Origin of the sequence: Pedobacter cryoconitis (assembly GCF_014200595.1) — a bacterium.
GTDB classification, from domain to species: Bacteria; Bacteroidota; Bacteroidia; order Sphingobacteriales; family Sphingobacteriaceae; genus Pedobacter; species Pedobacter cryoconitis_C.
The window spans coordinates 163,327-177,784 of the sequence record NZ_JACHCG010000003.1 but is presented as its reverse complement, the minus strand read 5'-3'; the positions used below and the strand labels follow the sequence as shown (position 1 = coordinate 177,784).

15 protein-coding genes are annotated in these 14,458 nt (G+C 39.6%); 10 read left to right on the top strand and 5 right to left on the bottom strand.

Translation table 11 applies throughout. The features are described 5' to 3' along the window. Position 1 precedes the first annotated feature (1 nt). From HDE70_RS18015 to HDE70_RS18005, 3 genes are all read right to left on the bottom strand, one after another. A complete protein-coding gene (locus tag HDE70_RS18015; RefSeq protein ID WP_183891457.1) occupies positions 2 to 2,155 on the bottom strand; it encodes a peptidase domain-containing ABC transporter in 2,154 nt (717 codons plus the stop codon). Next, on the bottom strand, positions 2,152 to 3,321 hold the full coding sequence (locus tag HDE70_RS18010; RefSeq protein WP_183869980.1) for an HlyD family secretion protein: 1,170 nt from the start codon (positions 3,319 to 3,321) through the stop codon (positions 2,152 to 2,154). The genes HDE70_RS18015 and HDE70_RS18010 overlap by 4 nt, the downstream gene beginning before the upstream one ends. Before the next feature lie 77 nt (positions 3,322 to 3,398). Next, positions 3,399 to 3,593 (bottom strand): hypothetical protein, encoded by a 195-nt coding sequence (locus tag HDE70_RS18005; protein ID WP_183869981.1) that lies wholly within the window; start codon positions 3,591 to 3,593, stop codon positions 3,399 to 3,401. A gap of 234 nt (positions 3,594 to 3,827) precedes the next feature. On the opposite strand from HDE70_RS18005, the gene HDE70_RS18000 reads away from it, so the two are divergent. The 6 genes from HDE70_RS18000 (at position 3,828) to HDE70_RS17975 (ending at position 9,467) form a co-directional block, all read left to right on the top strand. Continuing rightward, entirely contained in the window at positions 3,828 to 4,382 is a 555-nt protein-coding gene (locus HDE70_RS18000; protein ID WP_183891456.1) for a hypothetical protein, read from the top strand. Positions 4,383 to 4,464: 82 nt separating this feature from the next. After that, on the top strand, positions 4,465 to 5,313 hold the full coding sequence (locus HDE70_RS17995) for a bifunctional helix-turn-helix domain-containing protein/methylated-DNA--[protein]-cysteine S-methyltransferase (protein ID WP_183891455.1): 849 nt from the start codon (positions 4,465 to 4,467) through the stop codon (positions 5,311 to 5,313). A gap of 1 nt (position 5,314) precedes the next feature. Continuing rightward, positions 5,315 to 6,028 (top strand): 2OG-Fe(II) oxygenase, encoded by a 714-nt coding sequence (locus tag HDE70_RS17990; RefSeq protein ID WP_183891454.1) that lies wholly within the window; start codon positions 5,315 to 5,317, stop codon positions 6,026 to 6,028. A gap of 5 nt (positions 6,029 to 6,033) precedes the next feature. After that, positions 6,034 to 6,300, top strand: a complete 267-nt coding sequence (locus tag HDE70_RS17985) for an Ada metal-binding domain-containing protein (protein ID WP_221302101.1) — start codon at positions 6,034 to 6,036, stop codon at positions 6,298 to 6,300. Beyond that, the gene (locus tag HDE70_RS17980) at positions 6,273 to 6,872 is read left to right on the top strand and encodes an alpha-ketoglutarate-dependent dioxygenase AlkB family protein (RefSeq protein WP_183869986.1); all 600 of its coding nucleotides are present in this window, start codon (positions 6,273 to 6,275) and stop codon (positions 6,870 to 6,872) included. Before HDE70_RS17985 ends, HDE70_RS17980 begins: the two co-directional genes overlap by 28 nt. 51 nt (positions 6,873 to 6,923) lie before the next feature. Next, a complete protein-coding gene (locus HDE70_RS17975) occupies positions 6,924 to 9,467 on the top strand; it encodes a hybrid sensor histidine kinase/response regulator (RefSeq protein ID WP_183891453.1) in 2,544 nt (847 codons plus the stop codon). Between the two features lie 2 nt (positions 9,468 to 9,469). Here the strand turns inward: HDE70_RS17975 and HDE70_RS17970 are convergent, their stop codons facing one another. Further along, entirely contained in the window at positions 9,470 to 10,798 is a 1,329-nt protein-coding gene (locus HDE70_RS17970) for a sigma-54-dependent transcriptional regulator (RefSeq protein WP_183869988.1), read from the bottom strand. A 94-nt stretch (positions 10,799 to 10,892) separates the two neighbouring features. Continuing rightward, entirely contained in the window at positions 10,893 to 11,306 is a 414-nt protein-coding gene (locus tag HDE70_RS17965; protein ID WP_183891452.1) for a hypothetical protein, read from the bottom strand. 235 nt (positions 11,307 to 11,541) lie between these two features. Here HDE70_RS17965 and HDE70_RS17960 point away from each other — a divergent pair, with 235 nt between their 5' ends. The 4 genes from HDE70_RS17960 to cobA all read left to right on the top strand — a co-directional run bounded on the left by HDE70_RS17960 (position 11,542) and on the right by cobA (position 14,448). Further along, positions 11,542 to 11,787 carry a hypothetical protein gene (locus HDE70_RS17960; RefSeq protein ID WP_183869990.1) on the top strand — a complete coding sequence of 82 codons (246 nt, stop codon included), beginning with the start codon at positions 11,542 to 11,544 and terminating at the stop codon, positions 11,785 to 11,787. Positions 11,788 to 11,854: 67 nt separating this feature from the next. Beyond that, on the top strand, positions 11,855 to 13,081 hold the full coding sequence (locus HDE70_RS17955) for a sterol desaturase family protein (protein WP_183869991.1): 1,227 nt from the start codon (positions 11,855 to 11,857) through the stop codon (positions 13,079 to 13,081). A 50-nt stretch (positions 13,082 to 13,131) separates the two neighbouring features. After that, positions 13,132 to 13,569, top strand: coding sequence for an RrF2 family transcriptional regulator (locus HDE70_RS17950; protein ID WP_111632967.1), 438 nt, complete (start codon positions 13,132 to 13,134; stop codon positions 13,567 to 13,569). 87 nt (positions 13,570 to 13,656) lie between these two features. Further along, positions 13,657 to 14,448: a uroporphyrinogen-III C-methyltransferase gene (gene cobA, locus HDE70_RS17945; protein ID WP_183869992.1), complete on the top strand. Its 792-nt coding sequence runs from the start codon at positions 13,657 to 13,659 to the stop codon at positions 14,446 to 14,448. Positions 14,449 to 14,458 lie beyond the last annotated feature (10 nt).

Genomic DNA, 14,458 nt, shown 5'->3' with positions numbered 1-14,458 from the left:
ATTACAGCTGCGGCATTTGAAGTTTCCATAAATTAGCATAAGCTGACTCCTTACTGTAGATCAGTTCATGGTGTGTGCCTTGTTCAACAACCACTCCTTTATCCAGAACAATGATTTTATCTGCATGATTTAAGGTACTTAACCGATGTGCAATAACGATAACAGTTTTTTGATTCGCTTTTAAGAGATCAATCATTTTTTGAACATACTGTTCTGAAGCAGAGTCGAGTGAGGAAGTTGCTTCGTCCAGAATAAGGATTTCCGGATTCCGGTACAGGGCTCTGGCAATTGCAATACGTTGCCGCTGCCCACCAGATAAGGTAGTTCCATTTTCTCCAAGATAAGTTTGGAATCCCCGGGGCAGGGTCTCAATGAAGTCAATAATCCCAAGCTGCGTGGATATTTCAATGATCCTTTGCATGTCAGGCTCATAATCACCTACGGCTATATTGTCAATGACATTGCCGGCAAATAAATCAATTTTCTGCGGCACCACTGCCACTGCCTGGCGCAGAGAGGAATTACGGATATATTTTAAATCATAGCTTCCTATGCGTACATTCCCTTCTTGTATAGGATAAATATTTTGCAGGATGGACATCAAGGTCGATTTTCCTGAACCACTTTCGCCAACAATGGCCGTAAATTTACCTTTGGGAATCATCAGGTTTAGATTTTCAAAAACATTGAGCCTGGTTCCATAACGAAAAGAAACTTTTTCAAAGTGTATATCACCGATCTTATCGGGGGTAAGGTCAATCTGGCTTTCCTCATTTTCGCGTTCCAGATCCATAATTTCAAATAACCTGTCTGCTGCAATCACAGCATCCTGTACGGTTTTATTCATGCCGATCAACGAAGTCACCGGGCCGGTAAAATAACCGATAAGTGTATAAAAAGATAACAATTCGCCGGGGGTAATATTACCGTCGAGCACATATCCGGCGCCTACCCACAGTAAGACTATGGTTAAAAGCCTGGATATTAATTCAGTTGAAGTCCCTGAAAATACGGAGTTGATATTTGATTTAAAACCTGTTTGTAAAAGGTTGATAAAGCGGGTTTCTGTTTTTTCATTCGCGTGGGATTCCAGGCCAAAACGTTTGATGGTACCCACTGAATTCAAGCTTTCCACCAATTGTGATTCCAGTTCCGCAGAATCTTCCATGAGTTTCCTTTGTACTTTCTTATTTAACTTATCTGTAATCGCATAAATGATAAGATATAATGGGATAACAGTCAGCATGATCAGTGCCAGCTTCCAGTAATAGGTGAACATCATGATAAACGAGAAGAAAACAATGAAGATGTTCACCAGAAAGTTAATGCTCACGTCGTTCAAAAAGGTTCTGATTTTTACGGCGTCATTGATTCTTGAAATAATTTCACCCACACGCATGGTATCAAAAAATGTCTGTGGTAATTTCAATAAGTGTTTGTAATAGCCTAAAATTAGCTGGCTATCGATCATCTGACCCGTTTTTAAAGTGAATATCGTTTTGGCAGTACCGATCAAAAGTTGAATGGACAGGATAATTACCATCGCTATACTCATCAGGTTAAGCAGGTTCCGGTTACCATCAACCAATACAAAGTCTATTAGTTTTTGTACGAAAATGGATGTAGACAGGCCTAATATGGTATACACAATAGCACCCAGCAGTGCCTGAATCAGAATGCCTTTGTGCGGTTTGATCAGGTTCCAGAAACGACTTTGTACGGATATTTTCTCATTTCCGGGTTGAAATTCTTCCGCGGGTAATAGCAAAACGAGCGCCCCTGTCCACTCCTTTTTAAACTCTTCATGGGTTTTACGGTGCATCTGTCCGTCGGCAGGATCCATCACCTCAATGAACTTACTGGTCACTTTATAGATAACCACGTAATGTTGTAAAATCTGATCAACGATTAAGTGAGCGACAGCAGGTTTAGGTATTTTAAATAAACTCTCGAAAGGGCCTTTTACACCTGCGGCCTCAAAACCTAATTTACGGCCGGCTTCTACCAATCCTAAAACTGTTGTCCCTTTTTTATCCGTACCTGCCAGCTGCCTGATACGGGCAACGGAAAGATCCAGCTTAAAATGAGAGGCAATTGACGCTAAACATGCCGCACCACAATCGGTAATATCTCTTTGTTTTACTTTGGTGCTCATATCTTGTCGCTTACATTTGGATTAACCCAGTCATCAACTTTATCGTATAACAACTGATATAAACTGCGCTCGGTCACCGTAAAGCGTGCAGTGAAGTTCATGCCCTTCTTTAAAAATCCTTTATACCCGTTTTTCAATATTAAATAATTCCTGGTCAGGTTACATCTGACTTTAAATACAGGCTGATTATTGATCAGGATAATATCATCTGATATATCGAGCACCTGTCCGGTTGCCAGTCCCCACTGATTATAATTAAAAGCATCTACCTGGAATCTGACCTCTTGTCCTTTTCTGATCAGTCCGATATCCGCTGGTTTGATATAACAGAAAGCAGTAATATTAGTATCAGGCGATATCTCACCGATTTTTTGATTGGCAAATACATAAGCGTCTTTCTGGATACCTGAAAGATTCTGCACTGAGCCGCTGATCGGGGCCCTTAGGGTATATTGTTTTTTCTGTTCGTTTAAATCCACCTGCTGGCTGGACAGCTGACGCAGCTCATTCCGGAATTGATTGGCTTCTGTTTGCCACCTGGTTTTATATTTAGTCGTTACCATCAGGTAAGCAGAGGCCGCCTGTTCTTTCTCAAACTTATATTTTTCGTATTCAGATTCGGTCACAACTTTACTCTGATACAATTTATTATACCTGTTAAAGGTGGTTTCGGTCTGTTCTTTGGCGATTCTGGCATTTTCAGATTCCTGTGCAAATTCTTGCCAGGCTGCGGTGTACTGACCGGTTTTTGGATTCGGATAACTATATCCATTCCATTGAATGTAAACTAGTAATTTATTCAGGTCTTGTAAAAATTCACTGATCTGTCCCTGGCGTGTTTGTACAAGGGCATCCTGTTTTTTTGGTGCAGAAGCATCAATGACCAATAAAATATCGCCCTGTTTTACCTTTTTATTGTCTTTTAGCCCGAGCTGAATGATTCTGCCATTGACAGGGACAGTAAGCTCTGTTTTTTCCATAGAAGATTGTAAAAGGCCGCTGCTTTTGACGCTGATCGGCGTTTTAATAAATGGTAGTGCAATAAAAACTGCTAAGATGGCCAGTACGGTAGCGATATAGATAAATTGGCTGGGCTTACCAATCTTTGACCGGTAAACGATAGAATTACTCGATATAGTTTCAATGGTGTAATTAGACAGGGACATACAGGCAGCATATAAAATAACCGTTATGCTTCAATCGGGCATAACGGTTATCAGTAAGAATTTTAAATTCTAATTTTTTAAAGAGGACCGATGCCAATATTGATCAGTGGAGATAATATTTTATTCAAAGTATTCACCACATTGCCTAATAGTGTGTTCACACCCCCAAGTAGTCCGTCAAGGAAACTCAGCAGACTTCCGCCTTCGGTATTTAGCATTTCCGTCGCGTTCATTTCCTGAACACCAAGATTTTTTAACTCTAATTTTTTCATAATAATAGCTTGTTACGAATAGTTCCTTACTCATTGAAGGCTTTTCAGGGTACGCCTCTTTGGTCAAACGCTGAATCGAAATTAGAGAATAAGAAGTTAAAAACGTGGTGGTGCTTCTTATTCAATTTATTCATTATTTGTTACTACGGAAATTGTGCTATTTAAATATACGCTGACAATTCATGTTGATCACCGGATTTTATTACCTTGTCTGCCTTGCAGGGCTATTTTTTTATGAAGAAATATATTTTTTATACGCTATTGGTTAGCTTACTTTTCGGAGCAAATTCAGTGTCATTCGCACAGAAAGGAATTGATTGTAACCAGGTGCTTGATCAGGAGCCTTATTTTTCCAAACATCAGACTTTACAAAATGATTCTCTTTTTTTAAGAGATCTTGAAATCTTAAAACATTGCGGGAACTACGGAAATGTGGATAGCGTGCTGTTGAAAGGATCAGTGCTTTCTGCTTTTTTGCGCACTGCAATGGATGAGGGGCAGCCTGCTACTTACCGCACAATGATCGGGTTTATGGATAAGTTTAAGGATACGCAGGATTATCGTCAATTTGTAGAATCCTTACAGCTCTATAAGAGCCTTGAAAATAGAAAGGTGAACCTGGAAGAGTGGGATCTTGCCCAGCCTTTTTTTGTGAAAATGGGTTTTACTCAAAATGATATTGATGATTTTAAGGAGTTTATTGCTAAACCTGCGCATCATGAGCTGACTTATATTGCTGCTTACTATCTGTATATGAAGGAACTCAATGAAGTTACAGGTAGTAAATAATTGTTGAAACTGAGCAAGTTTCGGGTGGTTAAAACTTGTTCTGGTCTTTATTTTTGTGTGGTCAAATCAATTATACGAAAAAATGAAAGCACAGGAAGAAACTAATTATAGCCGCATTGCCCAGGCAATCAGCTATATCAATGGTAACTTTAAAACCCAGCCCGGTCTGGAAGAAATTGCCGAAAAAATCAATCTCAGCCCCTTTCACTTTCAACGGTTATTTACAGAATGGGCAGGAGTAAGCCCAAAGAAATTTCTGCAATACCTGACCGTTGAACACGCGAAGAAAATGCTGAAAGAAAATCAGGCGACCCTATTTGAAACTGCCTTTGAAACCGGTCTGTCCGGAACAAGCAGGCTGCATGATCTGTTTGTCAATATTGAAGGAATGACCCCTGGTGAATATAAAAATGGGGGAGAGAACCTGACCATCAATTATAGCTTTGCTGAAACCCCGTTTGGTAACATCCTGGTCGCTTCTACTGCTAAGGGAATCTGTCATATCGCTTTTGCTGATGTTGCTGAAGATGCACTGGAAATTTTAAAAACCAAATTTCCCAATGCCGTTTACCGGCAATTTGCTGATGCTGCCCAACAACATGCCCTTTATATTTTTACGCATGACTGGGATCGCATCAGTGAGATTAAATTACATTTAAAAGGAACAGATTTTCAGTTGAAAGTGTGGGAGACTTTATTGAAAATCCCGACCGGACAATTGACAACTTATGGTGCAGTTGCCAAAGAGATAGGAATGCCGTCTGCTTCCCGGGCTGTAGGTTCAGCTATAGGTGCTAATCCGGTGGCCTTTATTATTCCCTGTCACCGGATAATTCAGTCTACAGGCACGTTAGGTCAGTATCATTGGGGAAGTACGCGTAAAACTGCTATAATCGGGTGGGAAGCGGCAATGGCAACCAGCGAAGCATAAGATGAAGACAGTTGAAGAAAAAATAGCAGCTGCCGACTGGCAGCGGGTTACAGAAAATATGCATGATCAGGGTTATGCTGTGCTTAAAAATTTATTAACGGCAGAGGATTGTGCCGGATTGATCAGTAGTTATCAAAATCCGGATGGTTATCGCAAGACTGTGGTTATGGAAAGATACCGTTTTGGTATCGGAGAATATAAGTATTTCAATTACCCTTTGCCAGCCTTGATCCAGTCTGTCAGAACAACAGTTTATCCCTATCTTGCTCCGATTGCGAATACCTGGATGAAGGTTCTTCATCTGGATAATCAATATCCGCTGCTTCATAAAGAATTTTTAACAAGGTGTGAAGCGCAGCAGCAGACTAAGGCAACTGTATTGATTTTGAAATATGGGCCGGGAGGATATAATACGCTGCATCAGGATCTTTATGGAGATCTTTATTTTCCGATACAACTTGTACTGTTTTTAAATGAGCCTGGAGAAGATTATGAAGGTGGAGAATTTGTCCTGACCCAGCAAAATCCCAGGGCACAGTCCAAAGTTATTGTATTAAAACCCCGCAAAGGCGATATGTTGTTGTTCACCACCAATTTCAGACCCGCAAAAGGTAGTAAAGGATATTATCAGATGAAAATGAAACATGGGGTCAGTGAGGTACAAAGTGGAGAACGTTATGCGGTTGGGATCATATTTCACGATGCATTAACTTAAATTTGATGAATCCTGTAAATTTGATCAATCATACAGAAATTAGTGCTGTCCGGCTGAGAATGCTGGTCAGACAAGGTATAATTACCTTAGGTGGAAATAAGAAACTAAAAATCTATGGGCTGCTGAACTGTAAAAGCGGAAAGCGAATGAAAGCGGAAAACAGAGTGTTTTTTACCGATGAACAGCAGGCCATAGCAAACGGATTTCGTCCGTGCGGAAATTGCAAAAGAAACTTATATAAGAAATGGATTTATTCAGTACCGGAGAATTAGTGAATTTGTTGCCTTATGATGGTGAGGTAGTTTATTATGGACAATTAATACCCGCTGATAAACTTAATTACTATCTGGAGCGGCTGATGAATGAAGTCATCTGGAAAAATGATGAAGCAGTCATTTTTGGCAAACATATCATCACTAAAAGGAAAGTTGCATGGTATGGAGATGCAGAATATGCCTATACTTATTCTAATACAACCAAACATGCCTTGTTATGGACACCGGATCTGCTGGCCTTGAAAAATTTAGTAGAGCAGCAAACCGGCGCCAGGTTTAATTCCTGTCTGCTTAATTTATACCATGATGGTGACGAAGGGATGGCGTGGCATAGTGACGACGAAAAGTCACTGGGCAGGAATACCACCATTGCTTCTTTAAGTTTTGGTGCGGAACGTAAGTTTGCTTTCAAACATAAAGAGACGAAACAAGTTGTTTCATTGCTGCTGGAAAATGGGAGTTTACTGGTCATGAAAGGAACAACACAAACGCACTGGCTGCACCGTTTGCCAAAGACTACCAAAGTTACCCGGCCAAGAATAAACCTAACCTTCAGGACTATCGTGTAACAAATTCTTTTGATCATTGTTATCTTTACTGGATATTATCAAAACCAGCGAATGATAGATGTTTCCCGGAAAAGTTTTTTAAGCGATGCCAAAGGCAAAATTATAATAGGTTTCACCCTGGCCTTCTTTGCCCTTTTTTTAGCCTGGGGCGTCAGCAAAATAGCCTTTGATGAGATGCTTGATACGGTTGATACGATCTCTACGCCTAACGTTAAGTTGCGCCTGGTTAACATGGTATCCCGGAAAATAGCAAGTCTGGATCAGCAGCAAAAAAACCTGGCTTTCAATTCACCCGGTAATTACAGCAACTTCTTTAAACAATCCGGGCAGCTCAGGCTGATGCTGGATACTTTAGGGGGGATGTATGTGGCTGATTCTGTTCAGTTGAGCAGGATTAAATCTATAGAAAAGCTGCTCGTACAAAGAGACAAACAGTTTATCAGCTACCTTAAAGTCAGAGAGGGGCTGGTCAATAATAAATCATTTACTCAGGAAGTTCAAAAGCTGAATGAGCTGGTTAACAAGGGACAGCAGCAGCAAGACAGCACCATTGTTACGACAGAAAAAAAGACTTCCACGGTTACGATATTGCCTGTTGATGAATCCAAACAACGCAAAGGATTCTTCAACCGCCTGTTTAATAAGAAAAAGGAAGAAGAAGATAAATCTTACCAGGTTACCAATGAAGAAAAGATAAAAAGGGATACCATTGCTTTAGCAGGGGAGACTGTAATCGCAAAGGGACTGGAGAAATCATTGCGTACTATAGCGAAAGAGCAGCAATTGAAAAGTGCGCGTTTTTTAGACAGAGAAGCTATTCTTGCCAATGCGAACGACGTGCTGATCCGTCAGATGCTTGATATTCTGAGAAAAGTAGAAGCAGAGGTGGTTGCGCAGATAGAGCAAAATGGTATCGCAGCAAAAGCAGTGGTGAATACCGGGATTACGAGAATAAGTTTCATTATGATCGGGTTCTTCTTATTGACCGTCGTGTTACTGTATCTGATTTTGACAGATATTACGAAAAGTAATGTTTACAGGAAAGAGCTGGAAGCCGCAAGGGACGAAGCAGAGTATCATGGTATGGCAAAACAACGCTTTCTTTCCAATATGAGTCATGAAATAAGAACGCCTTTGCAATCTATTATTGGCTATGCTGAAATCATCAGGGAGCAAGAACACCCTAAAAAGAAGGATATTGATGCGATTTACCATTCTTCTGAGCATTTGCTCCAGATTGTGAATGAGATTCTGGACTATAACCGGATTATCTCAGGAAAATTTACCTTTCAGCAAAAAACCTTTAATATCAGGGAGCTTTTAGAAGAAGTGATTATGATCATGGAGCCGCAGGCTGAGCAGAAAAACCTGAAAATGCGGACAGAAATAGAGCTTCATGATACTGATTTCGTAGTTGGAGATGCCTTTAGACTGAAACAGATTTTGTATAATCTGCTGAGTAATGCCATTAAATTTACACAAATAGGGGAAGTGCTGCTAAGCGTTTTTTACAAGCGGCAATCAGATAATCTGCATTTTACTTTCATGGTAAAGGATACGGGCATCGGGTTAACTGAAGAAGAAAGCAGTCGTGTTTTTAATGAATTTGAGCAGATTGATTCACCTGATAAAGAAGTGAACAATAAAGCAGGTGCAGGCCTTGGACTTACGATCATTAAATCACTGGTAGAAAACCAGGATGGACGGATTTATGTCAAAAGTAAACCTGGAGAAGGCAGTGTTTTTACCGTATATCTGACTTTCAAAGTCGCGGCTATACCGGTTGGAGAAAGTAAAGCACCACAGCTCAGCGAAAGGACTTATGTGAAGGATAAAGTCTGGGTTGTAGATGATGATCAGCTGATTCTGGATTTGTGTCAGATTATTTTTACGAAAAAGAACATTGCTCATGTCTGTTTTAACACACCAGCAGCTATGCTGGCTGCGGATTGGGATCCTGAAGTTAAATATATCCTGATGGACATGCGGATGCCTGAGATTTCAGGAGCAGAACTTTGCGGCCTGATGAAAGCTAAGATTCCTTTAGATGTTAAGGTATATGCAATGACTGCCCAGGTTTTACCGGAGGAACTGGAATCAGTATTGCAGCAGGGGTTTGATGGATTGATTATGAAGCCATTCCGGGAAAGTGATCTGCTTGATGTTTTCAGTACAACCACGCTGCCAGAAGATACAGTTCAGCAACAAAAAGTTAAATCAGTACCTGAAAAACAATCAACAGATGAATTTGCCGGAATTGCACTGGATACAACAGTTGTAGAAAAGATGACTTTTGGTGATCAGGAATTGTTATTGAGTATTCTGAACAGATTCAAGGAAGACTGCCAGCATGATATGGTGGAACTTCAGCAAAGTATCCACACCAATGATCAGCCTTTGGCGAGGTTAATTGTTCACCGTATTGCCGGCAGAACAGCTCAGATGGGATCAGGACAGCTTGCCGCAGAATTCCGGACGATGGAAATTGAGCTTTCTGAAATACAGGATATCAGGCAAAAGCATCAGGATAAGCTGGAATACCTAATTAAAAGACTCAGCTTACTTATGCAATTAGTAGATCAGAAAATTGGCTGAGCTTATTCGATCTCGTAACGCTCCATTTTACTGTAAAGCGTTTTTCTGTCTATATTAAGAAGTTTTGCTGCTTTTGATTTGTTATACTTCACTTTAATCAATGTTTCCAGGATCAGTGTTTTCTCATTGCTTTCATTGATTGCTTTAAGGTCTGAGCCACCTGGTTTAGGAGTCTGTTTAATGGCTAATATCATTTCATCAGGCAGTGATTCAATACCGGCAGTATCCGTAGGGGTCAGTAAAACCATCCTTTTAATCACGTTCTTCAGTTCTCTCAGGTTTCCTGGCCAGTCATATTGCAAAAGCAGGTCTTTAACCGGGCCGGAAAGATGTTGTACATTCCTGTCCAGTTCAGTATTGGAAAGTTTGATGAAATGATTGATAAACAATTCCAGATCCTTACCACGATCACGTAAAGCAGGTAAAAGAATTTTAAATTCGTTTAAACGGTGATACAGATCTTCCCGGAATTCACCGTTCTGGATGCTGGTTAGCAGGTCGTCATTGGTTGCGGTAATAATACGCACATTAACAGGGATCTTTTTAGTACTGCCCAAAGGCTGGATCACTCTTTCCTGCAAAGCTCTTAACAGTTTTACCTGGACTTCATAACTCAGGTTTCCTACTTCATCCAAAAATAAAGTACCACCTTCAGCAGCTTCGAATTGCCCCTTTTTGTCATTTACAGCGCCTGTAAAAGCACCTTTAATATGACCAAACAATTCACTTGCAGCCAGATCTTTAGAAAGGGCTCCGCAGTCAATTGCGACAAAAGGTTTAGTGTTGCGTTTACTTTGTGTATGCAAGGTACGGGCTGCATATTCTTTACCCGTTCCGCTTTCTCCCTGGATAATCACAGACATATCTGTCGGAGCAACCAGGTCTATATGTGCATATAGCTTATCTGCTGTAGTACTTTTTCCTTTAATGAAATCCTCATGTTCAACCGAAGCAGGCTGGCTCTTTTCTTCTTTTTTTTCCAGAGAGCCTTTGATGATCATCAGCAATTCATCCGGATTCACAGGTTTTGTAATATAATCTATTGCACCAAGCTGGATTGATTTTACCGCAGTTCTTACATCATTAAAACTGGTCATGATCACCACAGGATAATTTAATCCGTTTTCCCGCAAATGTGCAAGTACATCAAGACCGGTTCCATCAGGAAGACGGTAATCTATCAGAAAGAGTTCGAAATTGTGTTGCGAAATGATCTTGAAAGTACTTTTGACATCATGAACAACATGAGGTTCATGACCATGCTTTTTAAGAAAGCCTTCTAACAACTGTGAGAAAGTTAGATCATCTTCAATAATAAGTATTTTCGCCATAAGTATCCGCTTCGCTTTTTGAATATACGGCAAAAATACAAAAGCCGGAGAACTTCCGGCTTTTATATTATTTATATTTTATTGTGTGTAGCAATTATTGTTGAACCACACCGTCAGCACCTACTTTTAAGAAGGCTACTTTATCGTCTTTTTTAACATCTACTTGATAATAAGTTGATTTATCCGCATTGGTAATTAAAAAAGCTGTAGTTGGTGTCCACTCTTTATAAGCATCAGCTTTTAAAGTCGCTTTAACCGGATCAGGTAATGCTTCAACTTTAACAGGCACTTTAGCTGAACTGTCTTGTTTTACTGTATTTATTGCGCTATCTGCCGCTACTGTATATGCTGCACTGTCTGTTCTGAATGTGTTAGCTGTGCTATCTAATTTAACTGAATAAGCTGCGCTATCTGATTGGATTGCAATTGGGTTTTTAATTTCATTTGCTTTAACTGTTGATACTCCTGCGATTGCTAAAACTGCTGCTGATAAAATGAAATTTCTCATATTCTGTTTATTTAAATTTAAAATTCTAATTAACTAATTCTGTTTAGCTATGTATCATAATGGTGCCAGCGTGCCAGAAAACAGTTAATACGCTTTAGTTTAGTTATTTATGTTTTTTGACGGGAAATAACTGTGTAGACATTCTCTACAGTCTGCCCCCATAACACAGCAACTTCAGCAGAACAAATCCTTTTGGCAAACGTTATTAAGCCATAGAAACTTAATTATAACCACTATGACCTATAAAGAAATGCTGGATTCCCTGGCAGAAAAAACCGCCGAGACTTATAATTCTTATTTGCAGGCTAAAATTTCGACAGTAGTTGAGAGTGATGGACTATCTGCTGAAAAAGCTGAACAGCACAGAGCAGAGTATGAAAGACTGGAAAAGAAACTCGTTGCACTGATAGCCACGATTAAAAATGAGGAATCTGTCAATGAACAGGCTCCTGATAACTTCTACGAAGACTTTATTAAATAAAGACTATAAAACTAGTAGTCTTTATTTATATTAGGTATTTTTGAACTGATTAAATCAAAAATGTCCTATGAAGTTACCTTTAAACTACCTTGCTTTCATTATACCTGTATTTTTTATTTTTCTGCTGCTGGAATATAAACTGGCAAAGCGTAAAAAGAAAGAACACTATTTTAAACATGAAAGCTCGGTAGCTAATGTGAGTATTGGCATTGCAGAACGCCTGATCAACTTGTTTGTTACTGCTGGCTTTTACCAGGTGTTTGACTGGATATATACCAATTATGCAATTATTCATATTCCCAATACCTGGTGGGTGTGGATTATACTGATGCTGGCAACCGATTTTCTTTGGTACTGGTATCACCGGCTTGGACATGAAATTAACTTTTTGTGGGCAGCGCACATTGTTCACCATCAAAGTGAGGAATTCAACCTGACAGTCTCTGCACGGATTACTACGCTGCAAGCCTTAATCCGCAATATTTTCTATGCGGTTCTTCCCCTTATTGGCTTTCATCCGGTTATGGTTTTTACCATTCTGCTGGTACACGGCGCTTATTCATTTTTTACCCATACGCAATTGGTTGGTAAATTAGGCTGGCTGGAACATATATTAATTACGCCATCCTTACATGGTGTTCATCATGCCAGTGATGAAAAGTACCTGGACAAAAATTATGGGGATGTGTTTACTTTTTGGGATAAACTTTTCGGGACTTTTCAATTGGAAGAAGAGAAGCCAAATTATGGATTAACCCATCCATTGAAAAGCTATAGCTTTTTGTGGCAGCATTTCCATTATTATCTGGAACTTGTGGAGGCATGCAGGCGGGTTAAAAGCTTTAAAGAAAAATGCCGGATTATTTTCGGGAGCCCTGCCACACTGGATCAGGACATTCGTCCTGCCTTGGAGAAACGGTTCTTAATGCAGGGAAGAAAAGGCAATCACCAGTTTAAAATAAAAAATTACCTCAATGCCCAGGTGATTTTTTCTATTCTCCTGCTTACTGGCTTTACGGCCTGGTTTCCTGTTCTGGGTACAGTTGATAAACTATTTATTGCTGCAACGATCCTGTTGACGCTGATTAACTGTGGTGCACTGATGGAGCAACGCAAGTATATTTATGAACTGGAATGTATGCGGATAATTTTATTGTTAAGTTATGTATTAGGAAAGGCTGGTATTTTCGAATGGATTATTCTTCCGGCGGTGGTCATGTTGTTGATGGAGCAGTACTTTCAGCTTAGCAAATTATATTATCGTTATGTATTGCGTGAGGAAACGTTATATTAAATCCGTGACATTTATCAATACCTAAATCTTTTCTTAACTTTGTTTCTAATATGTTGTCTAAGAAAACAAAATATGCCATTAAAGCACTGGTGGCTTTAGGCAAGAACGTTGAGAATCCTCCAATGCAAATCGTAAGATTGGCAGAACAGGAGATGATACCCAGAAAATTCCTGGAACAGATATTACTGGACTTGCGTAATGCAGGTTATCTGTACAGTAAAAAAGGCGCGGGTGGAGGTTATAGTCTGAACAAGAATGCTGCGGATATATATTTGGTGGATATTCTAAGGATAACAGATGGACCGATCGCTATGGTTCCTTGTGCAAGTTTGAAATTTTATCGTAAATGTGATGAGTGCCACGATGAAAAAACATGTGGGATCAGAAAGACATTTATTGATGTGAGGGATGCAACTCTCGAAGTACTTTCAAAAACCTCTGTAGCAGACGTTATTGCACGTGAAAGCAATGGGGAAATGATGTTTTAAATTTATTATAAAAAAAAGACGACTATTTAAATAGACTTTATTATATTTGTTTATCAGCAAGTATATAAACCTTTAAAATAGCCGGTTATGATTTTAAATAAAATAAAAAACAGCATTCAGGAACCCCGTATTACTTTAGTAGGAGCCGGCCCCGGAGATCCTGATTTAATTAGTTTAAAAGGAGTAAAAGCGCTTAACACCGCAGACGTTGTATTGTATGATGCCTTAGTGAATGGTGCATTGCTGAATCATGCGCCGGAGCATGCCATTAAAATCTTTGTAGGAAGCCAGTCTGATGGAGAATCCTTTTCACAAGATGCAGTAAATAAATTAATGATTGATTACGCTTTGAATTACGGCCATGTCGTAAGGCTTAAAAGTGGTGATCCATTTGTTTTTGCCAAAGGTTTTGAAGAAGTAAATTTTGCTGAATCTTATAGTATTCAAACTGAAATTGTACCGGGTATCTCCAGTGCTATTGGTGTTCCCGGCCTGCACAAAATTCCAATGATCTATGGAAATATGAGCGAAAGCTTCTGGGTACTGTCCGGTGTAAATTCAAAAGGGGAAATCTCTTCAGATCTGAAGGGTGCAGCACAATCCAAAGCAACTGTTGTTGTGTTAATGGGAATTGAAAGAATCAGGGAGATTGCAGCAATTTTTAGGGCTGAAGGAAAAGACAGGTTACCTGTTGCAGTTATTGAAAATGGATCTGCACTGAATGAAAAAACAATTGTAGGCGTTGTAGAGACTATCGCAGAACTTGTTGAAGATCACAAAATTTCGTCACCTGCCTTATTAGTTTTTGGTGATGTAGTTTCTTTACATCCTTCTTTTGCCAGAATCAGAGATTTCTACCATACGCTTTCTGAAGGATAACCAATTAAAT